Raw genomic sequence first — 19,300 nt, forward strand, 5'->3', positions numbered from 1 at the left:
TCCCGGCCCACGCGGACGGATCGGTGATGCGTTCGCGCAGCTCAACCGGGTTCTGCCTGTCCCACGGTGTCCCACGGACCAGGCGGGCCCCGGCACGCCGATGGTCGGATAGCACCTGTCGGAAACACCCACGACGAAGGAGAAGCGATGTCGACCGAGCGCATGCCGAACCCGGCGGCTTTGATCCCCGAAGCGATGGAGGCCCTGATGGCGCTCAACAAGGCCATCGCGGGTGCCGGAGCGGACGGCAAGCTGCTCGCGCTGAGCCACCTGCGGGCCAGCCAGATCAACGGCTGCGCTCCGTGTGTGGCCGGGGGCGTCCACCAGGCCCAGCGGCACGGGGTGACCGCAGACCAGGTGCACGCCGTCGCCGCGTGGCGGGAGACGCCGTGGTTCAGCGACGAGGAGCGCGCCGCGCTGGCCCTGACCGAGGCCGTGACCCGGCTCGCCGACCAGGCGGACCCGGTGCCGGACCAGGTGTGGGACATGGCCGCCAAGCACTTCGACCAGAAGGAGCTGGCCGCACTGCTGCTCAACATCGCGATCACCAACGCCTTCAACCGGCTCAACGTGCCGACCCGCCGGCAGGCGGGCACGTGGTGACACCGTTCCCGATCAGCACCGCCCCAAGCCGTACGTCGCAGAAAGAGGAAGTCGTCATGTCGAACACCACGAAGACCACCGCCGCCGAGGGCCAGAAGCACGACGGTTTCACCGAAGAAGAGCGCGACGCGATGAAGCAGCGCGCCAAGGAGCTGAAGACGATCGCTCGGCGGGGCGCCAAGGCCGACACGGAGAGCGAGGTGCTCGCGAAGATCGCCGAGATGGCGGAGCCCGACCGGGCGATCGCCGAGCGGTTGCACGCCCTGATCAAAGCCCACGTGCCCGACCTCACGGCGAAGCTCTGGTACGGGATGCCCGCGTACGCCCGCGACGGCAAAATGATCTGCTTCTTCCAGCCCGCGGCGAAGTTCAAGGCCCGTTACGCCACACTCGGCTTCAGCGACGAGGCGAACCTCGACGAAGGCACCATGTGGCCGGCCTCGTACGCCCTCACCGAGATCACCGCCGACGTCGAGGCGAGGATCGGGGCGCTCCTGAGGCAGGCGGTGAGCTGAGGCCCAGGCGCCGGTCTAGTCGGGAATTGGGCCCAGCCCGAGAACGGCGCGCAGAGCGTTCTCCAGGTCGGTGGCGCGATCGAAACCGCCGGCATGGCCGGTGAGGAAGGCGAAGGTGTAGCCGGAGGCTCCGGCGTAGTTGCCGCCCAGGCCGCCCATCCCGTAGTCGTCACCCTCGACGCCGAAACCCAGCCCCCAGCTCGCCTGTGCCCCGAAAACCGCGTCCATCCCCGAGCGCTGGGCGGTGGTGGCCTCGGCAAGCAGGTCGGCTGACAGCAGCCGCGGCAACGCGGAGTAGAACCCGGCGGCCGCGCGGGCGGTGCCGTGGCCGTTGACAGCGGGAATCTCGGCGGCCCGCCAAGTGGCGGAGTTGACCACAGCCGGGTCCTGGGCACCGAGCGGATTGCCGATCGCCCGGTGGTAGAGGCCGGGTTTGCCGTCCAGCGCGGCGGCGCGGAAGGCCGGGGTCAAGCCGGTCAGCTCGATCGCCCGTGCCTGTTCGGCGGGGCCGAGGCCGATGTGAAAGTCCAGCTCGTGTGGACCGCAGACCTCCTCGGCGAGAAAACGGCCGAGCGTCCGCCCGTCGGTGCGCCGGACCAGTTCACCGACCAGGTGCCCGTAGAACAATGCCGACTCGCCGTGCGCGGTGCCCGGCTCCCACGACGGCTCCTGCGCGGCGAGAAGCGCGCACAGCCGGTCCCAGTCGTACAAGGTCTCGGTGGGCACCGGTTGGTCCAGTGCCACCACGCCGGCCTGGTGCGACAGGACATGCCGTACGGTCGCCGGCGCGGTGAACTCGGGCCAGTAGCGCTGCATCGGGGCGTCCAACTCCAGCACGCCCCGATCGACGAGGAGCAACGCACAGACCGCCGCGAACGGTTTGGTCACGGAGTACGGCATGACGATGCTGTCGCGTGACCAGCCGGGTCCTCCCCACAGGTCGACGATCCATCGGCCGTCCAGCTGGGCGGCGACCGCTGCCCCCGCTCCTCCAGCCTGCCGCTTCAGCACATCGGCGAAAACGTCCCGTACCTGTTCGAAACCCGGTTCCACCGTTCCGTTGACCACGGCCACTCACCCTAGGAACGGAGGTCGGCCGGAGGCAATCGGGATTCGGTCACCACAAACCGCCTGCGGGGAGCGGCACACACGCAGATGGACGCGCAAAGGCCCTCGCCGGTCATCCGGGAGGGCCTCTGAGGTGGAGCCGCCTAAGGGAATCGAACCCTGCCTCCGGCGTCGAGACTCATACCGCACCGCTTGGCCGCAATCCCGAAGAGCCTGCGGTCCGGCTTGCGAATACCCTCGATCCCCGAGAGCGCGTACGCGTCCCCAGCCTCGGCCAATCTCGTCTGCTGTGATGTGGGGCCGCCCGCCGCTGCGCCTGGAGCCCGGCGTCGCGCGGTCACCTTAATCCGCCCCTGACCTGAAGCGGCAGCGCCATCGGCGACCCGGCCGCCCGTCCGGGGACGCAGTCGCCGACGTCGTCACGACTTGACGTGGCCGTACGGGCGGACGGTGCGGGGGGCAGCGGGGCACACGAAAGCGAAACAGGAAATCTTATGGCCCCAATTTCCCCTTAGTTGGACCCCATTAGCGGGCGACCGACGCCAAGATTCTAGAGCCTCTAAAAATCGAGGTGGCCGCAGGGTCGGACTATGACGAGGAGTACACCATCGAGACCGGCCCCGATGGCGTCCAGTACAAGGTCAAAACTAAGATCGACCACAAGCCGCTGATTGATCTTCAGGGGAATCCGAAGCCGCTACGCGTGCCGCTAATTCAGCTCGCGATCAGTACAACTAGCTGCACCACCTCTGGCGGCAGCTTCCTCCCTGGTCCGGTTCGAGTCAAGTATGGCACATGGGTTTTCCCGAATTACCGGTGCTACACGGGCGTGGGGACTACGCAACCCCACATCACCGGTGTCGATGAAATCTACGGCGGGTACTGGTACGGCACCATTACCTCCGGGCTCCCATGAAATGCACACCCAGTAAACCCGAAGCCGTACCCGTTCCTGTGGCGAAAGCTTCCCTCTTTCGTGGGACTGGGCGCGCCGGGGTGACGGCCTGCTGAGCAGGCACAAGGTGGTATCGCAACCATTGGGGTGTCAGGTTGAGCTTGACACTCTATCGCTTGTCAACCTTTACTTGACATATGAGCCATGCCACTTCCGCTGCCCCTGAGTCGACGGACGAAAGCAGGCCCAGATCAGCAGGCTTCTCTCCAGCCACAATCGCCCGTCTGGCGGTGTCAGAACAGGCACGTGTTCTGGCCGACAGCACCGCTTTGCTTGTGCCTACCCCGCCGAGCCCCCATGCCGGCGGAAGCCGACTCGTCGAGGACGCCGCCAGACTGGTCGAAGAAGCGCAGCGCTTGCTGACCCTCGCAGTGATCTATGAGCGGACGCAGGACGTCAGCTGGGAACGCATAGGCCTCGCTCTGGGGAAAGTCAGCCGTAAGACGGTTAGCCGCCAAGCCGCCCACGAGCGATATGTCAACGCGGAGCGAGACTTCCACCGCCGACTTTTGTATGCGTGGTTGTTGCCCGAGCGCGCCGGCGAACTGCTGGCCACGGCCGACCACCTTGATCAGATCATCACCCGCCTGAATGCTTGGGTGAGCGCTCGGCAAGAGTTGCGTGAACAATCGCCTACTGTCAGTCTCGCACCACTGAGCACAAGTGAGCGCTCAGCACTGATCGGCGAGGCCGAGGCGCTGCTCGGAGCGATGCCCGATACCTCTGACGTCAGCGAGCAGGAGCATCGCGATCTGGAGATCGGTCTGTGTCGCCGCAAAATCGAAGTGTACGAGGATCTCGCGGTCCAAGCGCCTGGCGAACTTCCTGTGCTCCAAGCCCTGGTCGACGCTCGTACTCGCTTGACAGAACTCCTTGGGACTGACTAGCTGTCCTCGCCGGTACGACCTGCAGCGTCATCAGAGGTATACCCTCCCTCACGAGCACTAGGTACGTCAGTCTGACGCGAGGCAGCAGTGGGTGGCTTACGTTGGCCGATCCAGACCGTGAGCACGATGAACCGCTTGCGCCCGTTGACCTTCTTTCCCGCGTCGTAGCCGCGGGACTCGCGGCCGACGGTGTCTGCGCCCTTGACGCTCTGGGAGTCGATGATGCCCGCCATTGGTTCCTCGGCTCGCCCCTGCGCCGCCCGAACCCGGCGCCGCAGCGCGGTGAGCATCTGCTCGGTGACTTTGGCTTCTTCCCAGCGGACGAAGTACCAGTACACGGTCTGCCAGGGCGGGAAGTCGACCGGCAGTTGCCGACAGGCGCAGCCCGTCCGCACCACGTACAAGCTGGTCGTCTGCATGATGGCCGCCTCCGTCCAAGACCGTGACGGAGCCAAGACCACCCTGCTCAGCATGTACCTGGTCACGCCGGTCCGGTACGTGTTCGCCGACGCCGGCTTCGCCGGGAGCCAGCGGGGACAGGGTTTGCTCTGCCCGCACTCGACGGCTGCTTTACGGAAACGACAAAGGCCCCCACCGGATCCCGGTGAGGGCCTCTGAGGTGGAGCCGCCTAAGGGAATCGAACCCTTGACCCCTTCATTACGAGTGAAGTGCTCTGGCCGACTGAGCTAAGGCGGCAGGCCGCGTACGGCTTCGCACAGTCTACAGGGTCAGCCGGGCTCTCGTGCACCGGTCGCCGGCCGGTGTGCCGCGCCCGCACGGGCTGCCGCCGTACGCGGGAGACGGGCCGGCTCGGACGGCGGGCGGGGAAGATCGGCGGGGCCGGGTAAATTCTCCCTCGCCGCCTCGGGATCGTCCCTTTACCGGGAGACGGGACAAGCCCGGCGCAGGTGTCACAGGAGGAGCGCTCCGTCTCTGCCGGCCAGGTCATCCGGCCGGAGGGCGCCGCATGACATTCTCCGGAACCGCTCGCGTCCGGTGGCCGCTCCCGCCGGCAGGCGGCATGCTGGTCCTCGTCACGCAGACGACGGCAGGGGAACGACGAGCATGCGACTGGCCGGCCAGACCGCGAAGGTCACACACAGGACGAAGCGGCGAAGCGATGGCCCGGGCCGGCGCCTGGCGGCCGCGGCGGTGATCGCGCTGCTGCCCGTCAGCGCCTGCTCCGCCCGCACCCCGGCCCCGTCGTCCCAGCAGCCCGGTGTGACCAAGGCGCTCCCGGCGATGCGGACGCCCGCGTCGGAGCTGCGCCCCTTCTACGAGCAGCGGCCCGACTGGAGCGACTGCGGCGACGGCTTCCAGTGCGCCAGGATCCAGGTCCCTCTCGACTACACCAAGCCCTCCGGCGAGCGCATCGAGCTCAGCGCGATCCGCCTCCCGGCCTCCGGCACGCGGGCCGGCTCGCTGCTCATCAACCCCGGCGGACCGGGCGGATCGGGCATCCAGTACGCGCGGGCCGCCAAGTCCGTGGTCAGTGAGCGGGTGCGCGAGCAGTACGACGTCGTCGGCTTCGATCCGCGCGGCGTCGGCGAGTCGACTCCCGTCCACTGCATGACCGGCGCCCAGCTCGACAAGTACGTCGGCATGGACTCCAGCCCGGACAGCCCGGCGGAGGTCACCGAGCTGGACAATGCGTCCAAGCAGTTCGCGGAGCGGTGCGAGGCCCAGTCGGCCCGCCTGCTGCCGCACGTGGGCACGGCCGACGCGGCCAGGGACATGGACGTCCTGCGCGGCGTCCTGGGCGACGCCGGGCTCACCTACCTGGGCAAGTCGTACGGCACCTACCTCGGCGCGATGTACGCCGAGCTGTTCCCCAAGAACGTGCGGGCGCTGGTGCTCGACGGCGCGGTGGACCCGGCCATGTCGGCCATCAAGTCCAACGAGGTGCAGGCCAAGGGCTTCGAGGTGGCGCTGAGGGCGTTCGCCGAAGACTGCTTCCTCGACGGCGCCTGCCCCTTCACGAGCCGTACGGTCGACGGCGCGATGAAGGAGATCAGCGACCTGCTGGCGAGGGCCGACCGGCAGCCGCTGAAGAACGATCTCGGCGACGGCCGGGTCGTCAACGAGGCGTGGACGGTGCTCGGCATCGCCACCCCGCTCTACGAGCGCACCGCGTGGCCCCAGCTGCGGCAGGCCCTGGGCCAGGCCATGACCCACGGCAACGGCACGTCCCTGCTGCGGATGGCCGACCTGCTGGTCGACCGCCGATCCGACGGGACGTACTCGAACCAGACCGAGGCGAACATGGCCGTCAACTGCGTGGACCACCGCTATCCCACGTCGCTCGACGCGTACGGCAAGGCCGCCGACGCGGCCGGGAAGACGGCCCCGCACTTCGGGCCGTTCGTGATGTGGGGTTCGCTGCCCTGCGCGTACTGGCCGGCGAAGTCGGCCGAGGCCGACAAGCCGATCAAGGGCGCGGGCGCGCCGCCCATCCTCGTGGTCGGCACGCTGCGCGACCCCGCCACGCCGTACGAGTGGGCGCAGGGGCTCGCGAAGGAGCTGACCTCGGGCGTGCTGCTGGGCTACGACGGCGACGGCCACACGGCCTACCGCAGCGGCTCGACCTGCGTGGACACCGCGGTCGACGACTACCTGCTCACGCTGCGCGCGCCCAAGAACGGCACGGTCTGCCCGAAGGCAACCTGACAGGCGGTTACGAACGGGCCGGTACGCGACGCGTGCCGGCCCGTTCGACGACCGTCGCCCCGGTCTCGGACTCCAGCGCCGGGGCGTACCCCGCGGCGCGCAACCGGGCGAGGGTCTCCTCCTCGCCGGCGGCGCTGATCAGCACGGTGGGCGCGATCTTGCGCAGCCCCAGCGCGCGCAGCGCCTGCGCACGGGCGAGTTCCTCGATCAGCGCCTCGTCGTCGGCGCGGAGGCAGCACCCGGAGCGCACCACCCGGATCCGGCCGTGCACCCGGGCCGTGTCCTTGACCAGGTATTCGAGGGTCTGCGGCAGCGGCCCCTCCGCGGCCTCGGCGAGCCGCGCGAGCAGGTCGTCGGCCTCGTAGCCCTGGTCGAACGCGCGGCGCACGGTCGCCGAGCTCAGCCGCCAGACCACCGCGTGCCCTTCCGACTCGCGCTCCGCGACGCCGTCCAGCAGTTCGGCGAGGGACGGGTCGGGCATCCCGGGCACCACCGCCGTCAGGTCGGCCTGGAACCGGGCGGTGGCCTGGGCGGGCGGCAGCATGGCCGACAGGGCCGTGGTCAGAGCGGCCTCCGGCGACCGCCACGCCTCACCGCTGACCAGGAGGTCCCGTACGGCGTGCCCGACGGCCGTGAGGGCGCCACCGGCGGTCACGCCGAGCAGCCCGGCCTCGCGCAGGATGGCGCCCGCCTGCTCGGCGCCGAGCCGCGCGGCCGAGACGTGATGGGGACGATGCCAGGCGGCGCGGAGCATCAGGTAATGGAGGCCGTCCGGCGGAAGGCCCCTCCCTGGAGGCACCGCGGCGAGGGCTTCGAGCAGGGCGTACCTGAGGCTGACCGCGTGCGGGTCCGAGGGCTCGGTCAGGGCGACGGGCGTCCCGGCCTCCGCGGGCCAGTGGGTGTAGGTCGCGGGCAGGGTCGCCCAGGTGCCGATGATCCTGGCCAGCCGCTCGACGGGCGACCGCTTGAGCCAGGTGTCGTACTCGGTGGTGGGCAGCAGGTTCACCACCGGTTCGGGCAGCCTGCCGCGGTGGCCCTTCGGGCGCGGCACCGGCTCGGCGTACAGGCCGAGCAGCTCCGCCTGCGTGGCCAGGTCGATCCAGAACCTCGCGAGGTCCTCGCCCACGCCGGTGGCCTTCGCGATGCGCCTGGTGTCCCGCACCGCCAGACCGCCGGCCTTGCGCAGGGTGGGCGGCTGATCGACGCACGCCGCGAGCAGACGTTCGATCTGGGAGAGCGCGGAGGTGGCGGCCGCCTGCGCGGTCCCCTCCGCCCCGTCCGCACCGGGGAGGTCGTCCGGGGGCGGCGGCGGATCGGGGGTGAACGGCACGCGCGGCCCGCCGAGGACCGCCGTGGCCACCTCGAACGGCACCTCCGCCACGTCGGGCGGCCCCGCCGGGAGCAGCAGGCCGTGCGCCACCAGCCAGTCGGTGGCCGGGTCGCCGGATCCCCCGGGGCGGACGACGTACCTGACGTTGTGCTGGTAGCCGTACCCGCTGTGGACCTGGTAGGCGTGGGTGCGCAGCCGTGATCCGTGCCCGACGAGGCGGAGCAGCCAGTCCCGTACGGACGCGGGGGCGCCCGCGACCAGGGCCCGCACCCGCTCGGGGTCGCCCAGCAGACCGAGCACGTTCCGCTCCGCGACCTCCCGCACGCGGGCGTTCGGGAACCCCAGGACTTCGGCGATCGCGTGGACCTCCGGGGGGTTGAAGTGCGCGGCGAGGAGCTCGGCGGCGGGACGCCCGAGCCCCGTCTCGCCGGCGAGGTCCAGGTGGACGGCGCCGGGCACGATCACCTGGTCGCCGTGCGGCGGGAGCACCAGCGCCATGCCCGCCAACTGGTCCAGTACGGCGTCGGCGGCCGTACGGCGGTCGAGGCAGGGCCCGGCCAGCAGGTCGAGCACGTCGGCGCGGGGCACGGCGCGGGAGGCCGGATCGTCCCCCTCCAGGTGATAACCCAGCGGCCCGTGCCGCTGCGCCGCCAGCCAGGCGACGGCCGCGAGCACCTGACGCTGGGGCAGGGTGCAGAACCTGACGAGCGGCACCACCGCCTGCCGCCGGAGCAGCAGCCGGGCCAGGTCCTGCGGCGGGATGTCCTCGTCGACGACGAAGCCCACCCGGGCGAGCAGCAGCCGCCGCTCGTCGGGCGACCTGGTTCTCAACCACGTGGTCAGAAGCCGGGGCGTGCTCACCACGGCACCCTACCCGCGGTCCACCGGCCGCCGACCCTTCACCCGGAGGTCCTCAGCCCGCGTGCTCCGCGGCCCAGGCGCAGATGGCGGCCAGCGGTTCGCGCAGCGTACGGCCGAGATCGGTCAGCGCGTACTCGACGTGCTGGGGCGCGGTGTCCTTGACGACCCGGCGTTCGACCATGCCGTCCGCCTCCATGCCGCGCAACGTCTCGGTCAGCACCTTCTGGGTGATGCCCGGCAGCCGGCGGCGCAACTGGCCGGGCCGCTGGGGCCCGGCCAGCAACGCGTAGATCACCAGCACCCGCCACTTCGCCGCGAACCGCTCCAGCGCCTGCCGCGTCGCGCAGCTCTCCTGCAGTACGTCCGGAATCACCGGGTCCATCTCGTCTCCCTGCCCTGTGGGATGGGCACCGCGAAGTGCCTTCTGGCGCCGCGGTTCAGGCACGCCTAGCCTCACGCTCACCGCGAGATCACACACTAGGACGGGGACGCGGGCATGAGCGATATCACGAATCATCCATATACGGCGGCCGGGCGGGGCCTGCCCGGCGCGCCGATGACCGCCGTACGGACCGAGCGGGTCACGTTCTCGGCGGGCGGTGTCGATCTCGTCGGGGATCTCCGGCTGCCGGATCTGCCGGGGCCCGCCCCGGCCGTCGCGCTCACCGGGCCCTTCACGGGGGTGAAGGAGCAGGTCACCGGACTGTACGCGGAGCGTCTCGCACGGGCGGGGCTGGTCACCCTGGCCTTCGACCACCGGGGGTTCGGCGAGAGCGGCGGGCGGCGGGGCCATGAGGACGGCGAGGGCAAGCTCGCCGACCTCCGCGCCGCGGTGAGCCTGCTCGGCGGCCGTCCCGAGGTCGCCCCGGGCCGGATCGGGCTCGTCGGCGTGTGCCTCGGCGGCGGGTACGCGGTGCGGGCCGCCGCCTCCGATCCCCGGGTGCGCGCCGTCGCCGGGATCGCCGGCGCGTACAACAGCCCGGTCTGGTTCGCCGAGCGCATGGGCGTCGACGCCTACAGGGGCGCGCTCGGCGGCTTCCTCGACCGGTACGACGAACTCCTGCCCGCGGTGGCGCCCGGCGACGGCGAGGCCGCCATGCCCGGCGCCGAGCCGTACGCCTACTACGGCACCTCCCGCTCGGCGTCACCGCACTGGGTGAACGAGGTGACCCGGGGGTCGCTCCACTCGCTGATGACCCTCGACGCGCTCGGGGCCGCCCCTCTTCTCGCCGCCACGCCGCTGCTCGTCGTGCACGGCCGGGCCGACGCCTACTGCGCGCCGGAACTGGCGGCGGAGCTCGCCGACCGGAGCCCGGGCAAGAAGGAGGTGATCTGGCTGGACTGCCGGGAGCACATCGATCTCTACGACGTGGAGCCCTACGTCACCCAGGCCGCCGACGCGACGGCCGCCTTCCTGCACGACCACCTCTGACCGGGTTTCACTCGGCGTCGCCGGCGGTGGCCGTCCGCGCCTCCCCGTACGTCGCGTCGTGGGCCTTACGGGGGGCGCACACGCTGGCCCGGGAGCAGGAGCAGCGGCGGCCGCCGTCGTTGAGACGGACCACGACCGAGTCGGAGGGCACGTTGTGCCCGACCACCGTGCCGGGACCCTCGGGGGTGTCCACGGCGAGACCGGCGCGCGGCGCCGAGGCCCGGAACTCCTGGTAGAGCGGGTGCTCGTACTTCAGGCAGCACATCAGCCGGCCACAGGCGCCGGCGATCCTGAGCGGGTTGACCGGCAGGTCCTGGTCCTTGGCCATGCGGACGGAGACCGGCTCGAAGTCCTTGAGGAACGTGGCACAGCACAGGTCACGGCCGCAGGGGCCGATGCCGCCCTGGATCCGGGCCTCGTCGCGCGGGCCGATCTGCCGCAACTCGACCCGCGCCCGCAGGTTGCGGGCGAGGTCGCGCACGAGCGCGCGGAAGTCCACCCGGTGCGGGGCGGAGAAGTACACGGTGTAGACGTTGTCGACGTCCAGGTAGTCGACGCCGATCACCTTCATCGGCAGCTCGTGCCGTTTGATCAGCCGCTTGGAGACGCTGCGGGCCTCCGCCCGGCGGCGGCGGTTGACCTCGTCCCTGGCCAGGTGTTCCTCGCCCGCGACGCCCTGGCACACGGGCAGGCCCTCGACGTCCTCGCTCACGTACTGCGGCGCCCACACGCACTCGGCGACCTCCGGACCGGAGTCCGTCGGCACCAGGACCTTGTCGCCCACCTTCGGCGAGTGCGCACCGGGATCGAGATAGTAGAGCCGTCCGTAGCGCGTGAAGCTCACGGCCATCATCATGCCCAAAGAGCCGGCCCTCCTCGGTTCTGTACGGCGGTCGCACGCCGAGCGCCCGGAACCACCATACGTCCCGTCCGGGACTGGCAATCATCCCCTGTGGACGACTCCGGGCGAGCGGAGGGCGAGAGTCATGGCCTCGACCGCGATCTGCGGGTGGACGTTGGCCGCGAGCCGCTCCCGGCACTTCATGATCGCGTCCGTACGGCGGAGCGTGTCCTCGGGCGAGGACGCCCGCGCGACGGCCTCCACCTCGTGCCTGCGGTCCTCGTTGGCCAGTTCCACCGAGGCGCCGAACTGCACGGCCAGCACGTCGCGGTAGAACGCCATCAGTTCGAGCAGCGCGAGGTCGAGCGAGTCGCGCTTGATGCGGGTCGCACGCGACTTCTGCATGGTCTCGAGTTCCTTGAGCGCCCCGGCGCCACCCCGCACCAGGCCCTTGTTGAGCCCCTTGCCGGTGGACCCCTCGCCGTAGACCCGGCGCAGCTCGGCGGTCTCGACCTCGTTCAGCGCGGTCGTGGCCGCGTCGGCGTCCTCGGTGGAGGTCTTCACCAGGCGCTCGGCGGCGGTGACGCACTCCGCCACGCCCGTCAGCGAGCGGGGGATCGACAGCACCTCGGCGCGGCGGCGCCGCGTCTCCTCGTCCAGGGCGAGGCGGCGGGCCCGGCCGACGTCCCCCTGCGCCGCCCGCGCGGCGTCGAGTGCCACGTCGTGGGGCACCCCGTCACGGGTCGCCAGCATGTTCGCCACGGCCTCGGTGGAGGGCGTGCCGAGCGTCACGACCCGGCAGCGCGAGCGGATCGTGATGATCATGTCGTCCGCGGACGGCGCGCACAGCAGCCACACCGTCCGTGGCGGCGGCTCCTCGATCGCCTTGAGCAGCGCGTTGGCCGCCTGCTCGGTGACCCGGTCGGCGTCCTCGAACAATACGACCCGCCAGCGGCCGAGCGTGGGCGCCCCCGCCGCCTTGAGCACGAGCTCACGCGTCTGCCGCACGCCGTACGACAGGCCCTCCGGCCGTACGAACGTGACGTCGGGGTGCGAGCCGACCTCGACCTGGTGACAGGCGTCGCAGTGGCCACAGCCCTGCTCGGGGCAGAGCAGGGCGGCGGCGAACGCCTTGGCGGCGGTGGACCGCCCGGAGCCGGGCGGGCCGGTGAACAGCCAGGCGTGGGTCATGCCCGCGCCGCGGCCCCCGGCGACGGCCTCGGCGGCGGCGGAGGCCGCCCGCCGCAGCACGCCGATCGCCCGGTCCTGCCCGATCAGATCCCCGTAGACGGTCATTCGCTATCCGAAGTCACGGATGGCGGGCATCGTGCCGGTGGCCTCCTCGGCCTCGTACGGCACCGGATCGGGCAGGATGTCCCGCACCCGGTCCTGGATCAGGAGCGTCACCTCCCGCTGCTCCAGCGTGCCGTCCACCAGGAGATACCGGTCGGGGTCGGCGGCGGCCAGCGCGCGGAACTCCCGGCGCACCCGCTCATGGAACTCCAGCGGCTCGGCCTCGATGCGGTCGGCCGGCGAGGCCATCCGCCGCAGCCCGACCGACGGCGGCACGTCGATGAGCACGGTGAGGTCGGGGACGAGCCCGCCCGTCGCCCACTTGTTGATCTTGGCGACGTCCTCGGGGTCGAGCGACCGCCCCGCACCCTGGTAGGCCAGGGAGGAGTCCACGTACCTGTCGGTGATCACCGTCGAGCCCCGCCGGAGCGCGGGCACGATCACCTTCTCCACGTGCTCGGCCCGGTCGGCGGCGTACAGCATCGCCTCGGCGCGGGCGGAGAGTCCCTGGTGGGCGGCGTCGAGCAGGATCGCCCGCAGCCGCATGCCGACCTTGGTCGAGCCCGGCTCGCGGGTCTGCACGACGTCGAAACCCTGGTCCCGCAGCCAGATGGCGAGCAGCCGCGACTGGGTCGTCTTGCCCGAGCCCTCGCCGCCCTCGAACGCGATGAACAGTCCGCGTGCGGGCTCGGCCTCGTCGGGGACGAACCGCCGTCCCCGGAGGGCGGCCAGCAGGTCGGCCCCGATCGGCACGCCCGGCCGGTCGTCCATGTGGCGCAGCGCCAGCACGCCGACGGCCACGGCCAGCAGCGCGCCGAGGAGCAGCACGAGGTTGGCCCCGTCGAAGCGGTAGGTCAGCTCGGAGATCCGCAGGTAGTGCCGGCCGAAGAGCGCGGCCAGCGCCGAGGCCACCGCGACGACCAGCAGCAGCACGACCCGGCCCAGCGACTGCAGGAAGGCGAACGTGCGGCCGCGCAGCCCGTCCTCGACCTCCAGGCCGATCGTGGTGTAACCGATGATCCAGGCGATGCCGGCGCAGGCGCCCAGCACCACCGTCAGCACCACGACGACGACCAGGTTCTGGATGAGCGCGACGGCGGCCAGCGTGACCCCCGCGCTCAGGATCGACAGCCCGAACATCCGCCGCCGCGACAGGCCGCCCAGCAGGCGGGGGCCGAAGAACATGCCGAACGCCATGCCGAGGAAGACGGCGCAGAACACCGTGCCGTACCCCGCGTCACCGCCACCCATCACCTGCACGTACGCCTTGGCGACGCCGATGACCGCGCCCCCGGCGGCGAACGCGCCGAGCATGCCGATGATCAGCCCCCGCACCACCCGGTTGCCGCCGACGTACCGCCAGCCCTCGGTGATCTGCCTGAGCACCGACGGCGCGGCCACGTGGCGGACGTGGTCCTTGGGGATGGCCCGCAGAGTGAAGATCATCACTGCGGAGGCGAGGTAGGCGAGGGCGTTGAGATAGAGCGCCACGCTGGTCGCCGCGACCGTGAACGCCGGTACGGCCGCCGAGATCGTGGTGATGACTCCCGACAGGACCGCGAACAGGGCCGCCGCGACGGGAGCGGTGCCGTACGTCACGAGGAGGTTGAGCTGGTTGGCCTCCTCCAGCCGCTCCTTGGGCACCAGGTTGGGCACGGTCGCGTCCTTGGCCGGCACCCAGAACAGGTTCACACACTCGACCAGGAGCGTCGCGACGAGCAGCCACTGGTAGCCGCCGACCAGCGGGATCGACAGCACCACCGCGAACCTGAGGACGTCGGCGACGACCATCGTCAGCCTGCGGTCGAACCGGTCGGCCACCGCTCCCGCGAGCGGGCCGAGCAGGATCGCGGGCAGCATCTTGGCGACGAAGACGCCGCCGATGGCGAGGCTCTGCGTCTGGAAGCCGGACGGCGCGGTGAGGTTACCGGCGAGGGCGGTCAGCGCGATGATGTTGAGCCAGTCGCCGAGGCTGCACGTCGCCATGGCGGTCCAGAGCCTGCGGAACGGCGCGTTCGCCAGCACGTGCGGCTGCTTGCGTCGCGCGGCGGCCCGGGCAGGAGTGCTCATGATGTCAGCGTATCCAGGGTGTTCGCTGGGCTGGGAGACGGACGAGCGGGCCGCTCGGGCCTGCTCGTCGCCTGAGGGTATTACGTCCGCCTCGTCCTCGCTCTCATGATGACGGCAATGCTCTACTCCATCGTGCTGATCGGACCTCGGGGTTGATCAGACGGGAAGGGCATTCCTACGGGCAGGGCTTTTCGTAGGCGTGAATCCCTCCGACCAATTGTTCCCATTGATCCCGGCTGAGCGGCCGCGGATGCAGGGAGCACAGGTAGCGGTGGATGCTCTCGGAGTCGGAGTCCATCAGGATGATGCCGGTGCCTCTGAGCGTGGCATCCGGCTGCTCGATCGCGATAGTGCGCCCATCGGGGCTGAACTCCAGGGCGTCCGCCTCAGGAAGCGACCCCAGGTCCTGGGGCGCGCCTGGATCACTCACGTCCCAGAGATAGGCCCGCCCGGATCCCAGCAGCGCCGCCCCCGTCTGAAATGCCATTCGTCCATCCGCGCTCACCTGTAGGTTCGTGATCTCGCCGTCGCTGGGCAGCACGCTGATCCTCCGGGGTTTCGCCGGGTCGCGCACATCCCACAGCGACAGGCGTGCGTCGTTGTCGGTCGCCACGGCCAGCGTGTGTTTGTCGACGAAATCGATGCTGCTCACACGTACGGACAGTGCCTCCCTATCGACGTTGCCGTGTTGCACCGGATGCCAGATATCGGAGACGTCCCACAGTTTCACGCCGAAAGTGTCGGTCCATACGGCGAGAAGGCGGGTGCCCTTTTCGAAGGCGAGCCCGTCCACCACCTCTTGCGGGGAGATCGCCCCTGCAGGGGTCGGTTTGTGCCTGTCTCGAACATCCCACAACCGCAAGCCCTGGCCCTCGCGGATCATCAGAGTGTCGTCATCGAGGAACGTCGGTGTGCCGTGCTCGGCGGGTATCGTCGCGGTCGCAGTCGGACCGCGTGTGTCGGTGACGTCCCAAATGATCGTGTTGAATGCGTTCCCCACGGCGAGGGCACGCTCGTCGGGCGTGACGCTCGGAGCGTCGCCACCGGACGGAAAGCTGCACAACCGCACCGGACGGCGGGGATCTCGGACGTCCCAGAGGGCAACTGCCGAGAAGTCCTCGCTCTGGGTCACCAACGTCCGGCTGCGGCGCATGAAGGCGGCACGCACCCATGGCGCGGGAAGTGCGGCGCCGGGTAGCGGGTGCCGCGGATCGGTGACATCCCAGATCTGAACCTGCAAGCGATCGGAGCCCGTTCTGACATGTGTGATGATCAACTTTCCATCCGGGCTGAATGCGCGGCCCCAGGTGCTGACCTGGCTGGCTCCGATGGAGCCGGGGAGGGTCGCGCTCGGGTGCCGCCACAACTTCACGTTCTCATCATCACCGCTTGCGACAACCTGCCCGCTAGGGCTGAAAGCGACGGAGTTGACGCCGGTGCTCGTGGGGAACCTGTCACGATCGACGGTGAATCCGCGCGACAAGTCATTGGAGTTCCACAGGGAGACGGTGCCGGTCCCGTCGGCCGTGACGAAGGTATTTCCCGAAGGCGCGAAGGCCACAGCGTTTACCGCGCCCTTACTCGTGGGAGCGTTGAGAACTTCGATCGTCTTGGGACTGTGCGGCTTCGTGATATCCCACACTTTCAGCGCGCCGATGGTGCCACCCGCAGCGAGGAGACGGCCGTCCGGGCTGAAGGTCAGACTCATCACCGAGTCGGCCTTCAGGGTCACCACGAGCACGGGCCGCCGAGGGTCGGCGACGTTCCAGAGCCTGACTCTGGCGGTGCCGGGCCCACCGCCACCGGTCGCCCCGCTTCCGGTGGCGAGCGTTTGTCCGTCAGGGCTGAAGGCGACCGCGTAAACTTCCACGGGACTGGGAACCAGGGTCGTCATGACAACGGGATCCGCCGGCTTGCCGACGTTCCACAGGCGCACTCTGCCCATGTCTCCGACACTGGCGAGCACCAGCGCGCCGGGGCTGGAAGCCACTCCTGTCCACGGGTTCGACGGGCTGGGGCGCGAGGCCTTCAGGACGGGACGGCTGGAGTCCGTGACATCCCACACCCAGAGCGTGTCACGGGTTTGCGCGACAAGAACATGATCATCCTTGCTGAAAGCGAGGGTCGCGGGGCCGTCGGAGTGAAGCACCGCAAGTGGCGCCGGCTGGGAGAGATCATGTGTGTCCCAGAGCCGCACGGTCTTGTCGATGCCGGAAGTGGCGAGGAGCCTCCCGTCGTGGCTGTACACCACGTTGCGCACCCGGTCGGTGTGCCCAGCGAGAATGATCGGATACGGCCTGGCGTCCGAGGCGTAGAGGGCCGCTCGGGACTCGACGGTGGGTGCGATCCGATCGGCGACGAGGCTGAGGTGCAGCGCGGCGGCCGGATCTCCCTTACGGATCGTCCCTGCCAACTCGGCGAGCTGCCGGGAGGCGATTTGATTTCCCCGTTCGATCGCGCTGCTGCGCACCTGGAGGCCGAGGCCTGCGGCGCCCAGAGCGACCACCAGCAGAACCGCCGCAGATGCGGCCGCCAGCACGCGCCTGCTTCGGGCTCGGACGCTCGCGGCGAGGAATCGCTGTCCGTGCGGGCCGAGTGCCGCGTGCAGTTCGTTATCGGCGAACCGCTGACGTGCCGCGGCGAGCTGCGGCCCTCTGAACAGGAACGCGCCGTCCTCGCCATGGCCTTGCCAGGCCTCCGCCGCGTCCAGCAGCCTGCCCTCCAGGAGCCGACCCGTCTTGTCGTCGTCCAGCCAGCCGCGTAATCGGGGCCAGGCCTCCAGCAGGCAGTCGTGCGCGATCTCGACGCTCTCCTCGCCAAGCACGAGCAGGCGCCTGCCTGCGAAGGCCTCCAAGATGGCGTCGACGACGCCAGGACGCTCGGACAGGCCGTTCAGCTCGGTCCTGCTCACCCGGCGGCGGGCGGCCCGTCCGTCCGGTGACACCACGGTCATCCGCTGGAACAATCGGCGCGTGAGCGCCTGGCCTTCAGCGTCGAGGGCGGTGAAGACGGCCTCCGCCCTGGTCCGCACGGCATCCCCGACACCTCCGCCCGCGCCGTAGCCGGCGATGGTGAGCCGGTCTCCATCGCGGTTCTCCCACGTGGCCAGCATGGCCTGGGACAATAGCGGCAGCGCGCCGGCACCGTAGCCGTCACCGGACCCGAGGTCGCGCAACACGAGGTCGGTCAGCCCCGGTTCGAGTTCCAGCCCGGCGGCCGCCGCCGGTCCCACGATCGCCCGGCGCAGTTCCGATACGTTCATCGGACCGAGGACGGACTGGCCGCCCGTCATCGCCTCGACGAGCGCCGGGTATGCCGCGCACCTGTCCAGGAAGTCCCCCCGTACGCCGATCACCACCAGCGCGGGGGGCGAGCCTCCCGGTCCGGCGGGGATGCCGGCGGCGGCCGCCAGTGCGGCGATGAACGGACGGCCCTGGCCGGTCTCCTCCGCCAGAGTGAAGACCTCCTCGAACTGGTCGACCACGATGACCGCCCGCGCGCCGTCCGCACCATGCTCGCCGCCGGCGGCGAGCACGGCCTGGCGTACGACCATGTGAGCCTGCCCCTGCTCGAGGGCGTGCCGCACCGCCAGGAGATCCGACCGGCCGACGGCGGCCAAGTGGACGGCGAGCTCGTCCAGGGGCGCCCGCGTCGGCGTCAGCAGAAGGTGCGGCCAGCGCTCTGATCCCGGCGCCGGTAGCAGCCCTCGGGCCAGGGCGGGGAGCAGCCCCGCACGCAGCAGCGAGGACTTGCCCACCCCCGAGGCGCCGGTGAACAAGGCGATCGACGGCGCGGCCAGCCGCTCGGCCAGCTTGTCCACCAGTGCCGCGGTTGCCTGCTCCCGGCCGTGGAACACGGGGCCATGGTCGGCCTCGAACGTCAACAGTCCCCGGTAGGGCGGGCCGTGCCGCCATCGGCGGCTGTGATCTTCTCCGTGGCCGGCGGGCCGGCCGTGCCGAAGCGCCGCCAATTCCTCACGTATCAGCAGCAACTCAACGGACTGACGGCGCATCCGCTCGCGGTCGCTGCGGTGTTCGGCGTCGTGACGCCGAAGGGTGAGCTGAATCTCCTCGGCGGCCTGGTCGAGACTTGTGAGCAGGAAGCCGAACTCTGCGAACTGGACGCCAAGCGTGCCGAACGCCTCGGCGAGCCCAGCCTGCACTTCACGGTTCCCGCTTTCCAGAGCCGCCCGCAGGGCGACCTCCACGGCGCCGATCTCGCGCACCATCGCGGCGAGTTGGGACCGCAGCAGGCGGCCCTGAGTCGTGTCTTCCGAAAGCATCTGTTCGAGTCGCCCGGCGAGCTCGCTTTCGAGCTGTTCGGTCGAGAGAGCCGCGGCTCCGGTGCGACGGCGCAGCGCCTCGACCGCGTTGCGGATCACATCGCTGAGGACGTTCACCCCCACTCCGCCCACGATCTCAGTGAGACCGACCACCGCGACCTGTTCCGGATCAGCCAACGCGATGGGGAGAAGAGCGCCGGTGCACAGTGTGGCCAAAAGGGCGGACGGCGCGAGCCTGGCCGCCCCCCGTGCAAGCTGCCGTGCCACCGCCTCCGCGACCCCGGTCCGGGCTTGTCCGGCTAGGTCGTCCGCCTCGTCGCCCGGGGTGTGCTCGGTGTCAGCCGCCATGACGATCGCCCAGTCCCTCTCGCGTGCGATGTGCTCGCGTTCACTGCCGCGATCCACTCATAACGCGGTTTCCTGTCGCCCGCCAGCCCTTCTTGTCAAACCAGATTGACCGTCAGATGAGTGAACGGAAAGGAGCGGCCGAGTCCT

At 70.4% G+C, this 19,300-nt stretch carries 13 protein-coding genes, 1 tRNA gene and 2 pseudogenes; 6 read left to right on the plus strand and 10 right to left on the minus strand.

The annotated features are described in order from the left end of the window. The first annotated feature begins 147 nt into the window (after positions 1–147). Both FED44_RS32700 and FED44_RS32705 read left to right on the plus strand, forming a co-directional pair. Positions 148–603 carry a carboxymuconolactone decarboxylase family protein gene (locus FED44_RS32700; protein WP_111697820.1) on the plus strand — a complete coding sequence of 152 codons (456 nt, stop codon included), beginning with the start codon at positions 148–150 and terminating at the stop codon, positions 601–603. A 56-nt stretch (positions 604–659) separates the two neighbouring features. Then, on the plus strand, positions 660–1,118 hold the full coding sequence (locus FED44_RS32705; protein WP_111697821.1) for an iron chaperone: 459 nt from the start codon (positions 660–662) through the stop codon (positions 1,116–1,118). Between the two features lie 15 nt (positions 1,119–1,133). Here the strand turns inward: FED44_RS32705 and FED44_RS32710 are convergent, their stop codons facing one another. Then, positions 1,134–2,186, minus strand: a complete 1,053-nt coding sequence (locus tag FED44_RS32710) for a serine hydrolase domain-containing protein (RefSeq protein WP_208759298.1) — start codon at positions 2,184–2,186, stop codon at positions 1,134–1,136. 571 nt (positions 2,187–2,757) lie between these two features. Between FED44_RS32710 and FED44_RS32720 the strand changes: the two genes are divergently transcribed. Beyond that, positions 2,758–3,102 (plus strand): hypothetical protein, encoded by a 345-nt coding sequence (locus tag FED44_RS32720; RefSeq protein WP_111697822.1) that lies wholly within the window; start codon positions 2,758–2,760, stop codon positions 3,100–3,102. Between the two features lie 269 nt (positions 3,103–3,371). Continuing rightward, entirely contained in the window at positions 3,372–4,028 is a 657-nt protein-coding gene (locus FED44_RS32725) for a hypothetical protein (protein ID WP_133305878.1), read from the plus strand. Between the two features lie 119 nt (positions 4,029–4,147). Here FED44_RS32725 and FED44_RS38590 read toward each other — a convergent pair. The 3 genes and pseudogenes from FED44_RS38590 to FED44_RS32735 form a co-directional block, all read right to left on the minus strand. Further along, positions 4,148–4,258: pseudogene (locus FED44_RS38590) on the minus strand (IS5-like element ISFal3A family transposase); the annotation flags it as partial. 69 nt (positions 4,259–4,327) lie between these two features. Beyond that, a pseudogene (locus FED44_RS38595) lies at positions 4,328–4,501 on the minus strand (transposase); the annotation flags it as partial. Between the two features lie 147 nt (positions 4,502–4,648). Further along, positions 4,649–4,725: transfer RNA gene (locus FED44_RS32735), tRNA-Thr, on the minus strand. A 369-nt stretch (positions 4,726–5,094) separates the two neighbouring features. Here FED44_RS32735 and FED44_RS32740 point away from each other — a divergent pair. Further along, complete coding sequence (locus FED44_RS32740) at positions 5,095–6,696, plus strand: alpha/beta hydrolase (RefSeq protein WP_111697825.1); 1,602 nt, start codon at positions 5,095–5,097, stop codon at positions 6,694–6,696. A 7-nt stretch (positions 6,697–6,703) separates the two neighbouring features. On the opposite strand, the gene FED44_RS32745 is transcribed toward FED44_RS32740, so the two are convergent. Further along, positions 6,704–8,887, minus strand: coding sequence for a helicase-associated domain-containing protein (locus FED44_RS32745; protein ID WP_138463087.1), 2,184 nt, complete (start codon positions 8,885–8,887; stop codon positions 6,704–6,706). Positions 8,888–8,939: 52 nt separating this feature from the next. After that, positions 8,940–9,269, minus strand: a complete 330-nt coding sequence (locus FED44_RS32750; RefSeq protein ID WP_138463088.1) for a winged helix-turn-helix transcriptional regulator — start codon at positions 9,267–9,269, stop codon at positions 8,940–8,942. 114 nt (positions 9,270–9,383) lie between these two features. Here FED44_RS32750 and FED44_RS32755 point away from each other — a divergent pair, with 114 nt between their 5' ends. Then, positions 9,384–10,319 (plus strand): alpha/beta hydrolase, encoded by a 936-nt coding sequence (locus tag FED44_RS32755; protein WP_208759299.1) that lies wholly within the window; start codon positions 9,384–9,386, stop codon positions 10,317–10,319. Positions 10,320–10,326: 7 nt separating this feature from the next. Here the strand turns inward: FED44_RS32755 and FED44_RS32760 are convergent, their stop codons facing one another. The 4 genes from FED44_RS32760 to FED44_RS32775 form a co-directional block, all read right to left on the minus strand. Further along, a complete protein-coding gene (locus tag FED44_RS32760; RefSeq protein ID WP_111697829.1) occupies positions 10,327–11,175 on the minus strand; it encodes a PSP1 domain-containing protein in 849 nt (282 codons plus the stop codon). 87 nt (positions 11,176–11,262) lie between these two features. Next, positions 11,263–12,456: a DNA polymerase III subunit delta' gene (locus FED44_RS32765; protein ID WP_138463089.1), complete on the minus strand. Its 1,194-nt coding sequence runs from the start codon at positions 12,454–12,456 to the stop codon at positions 11,263–11,265. 3 nt (positions 12,457–12,459) lie between these two features. Next, positions 12,460–14,523 carry a dTMP kinase gene (tmk, locus tag FED44_RS32770; protein WP_138463090.1) on the minus strand — a complete coding sequence of 688 codons (2,064 nt, stop codon included), beginning with the start codon at positions 14,521–14,523 and terminating at the stop codon, positions 12,460–12,462. A 175-nt stretch (positions 14,524–14,698) separates the two neighbouring features. After that, positions 14,699–19,210, minus strand: coding sequence for a WD40 repeat domain-containing protein (locus tag FED44_RS32775; protein ID WP_138463091.1), 4,512 nt, complete (start codon positions 19,208–19,210; stop codon positions 14,699–14,701). Positions 19,211–19,300 lie beyond the last annotated feature (90 nt).

Origin of the sequence: Microbispora triticiradicis, assembly GCF_005864065.1 — a bacterium.
In the GTDB taxonomy this organism is placed as follows: domain Bacteria; phylum Actinomycetota; class Actinomycetes; order Streptosporangiales; family Streptosporangiaceae; genus Microbispora; species Microbispora triticiradicis.

What these genes read in the sequence shown, in the direction of transcription:
- FED44_RS32700 (WP_111697820.1), top strand. Translation starts at nt 148, where the DNA reads ATGTCGACCGAGCGCATGCCGAACCCGGCGGCTTTGATCCCCGAAGCG.
- FED44_RS32705 (WP_111697821.1), top strand. Translation starts at nt 660, where the DNA reads ATGTCGAACACCACGAAGACCACCGCCGCCGAGGGCCAGAAGCACGAC.
- FED44_RS32740 (WP_111697825.1), top strand. Translation starts at nt 5,095, where the DNA reads ATGCGACTGGCCGGCCAGACCGCGAAGGTCACACACAGGACGAAGCGG.
- FED44_RS32750 (WP_138463088.1), bottom strand. Translation starts at nt 9,269, where the DNA reads ATGGACCCGGTGATTCCGGACGTACTGCAGGAGAGCTGCGCGACGCGG.
- FED44_RS32755 (WP_208759299.1), top strand. Translation starts at nt 9,384, where the DNA reads ATGAGCGATATCACGAATCATCCATATACGGCGGCCGGGCGGGGCCTG.
- FED44_RS32760 (WP_111697829.1), bottom strand. Translation starts at nt 11,175, where the DNA reads ATGATGATGGCCGTGAGCTTCACGCGCTACGGACGGCTCTACTATCTC.
- FED44_RS32765 (WP_138463089.1), bottom strand. Translation starts at nt 12,456, where the DNA reads ATGACCGTCTACGGGGATCTGATCGGGCAGGACCGGGCGATCGGCGTG.
- tmk (WP_138463090.1), bottom strand. Translation starts at nt 14,523, where the DNA reads ATGAGCACTCCTGCCCGGGCCGCCGCGCGACGCAAGCAGCCGCACGTG.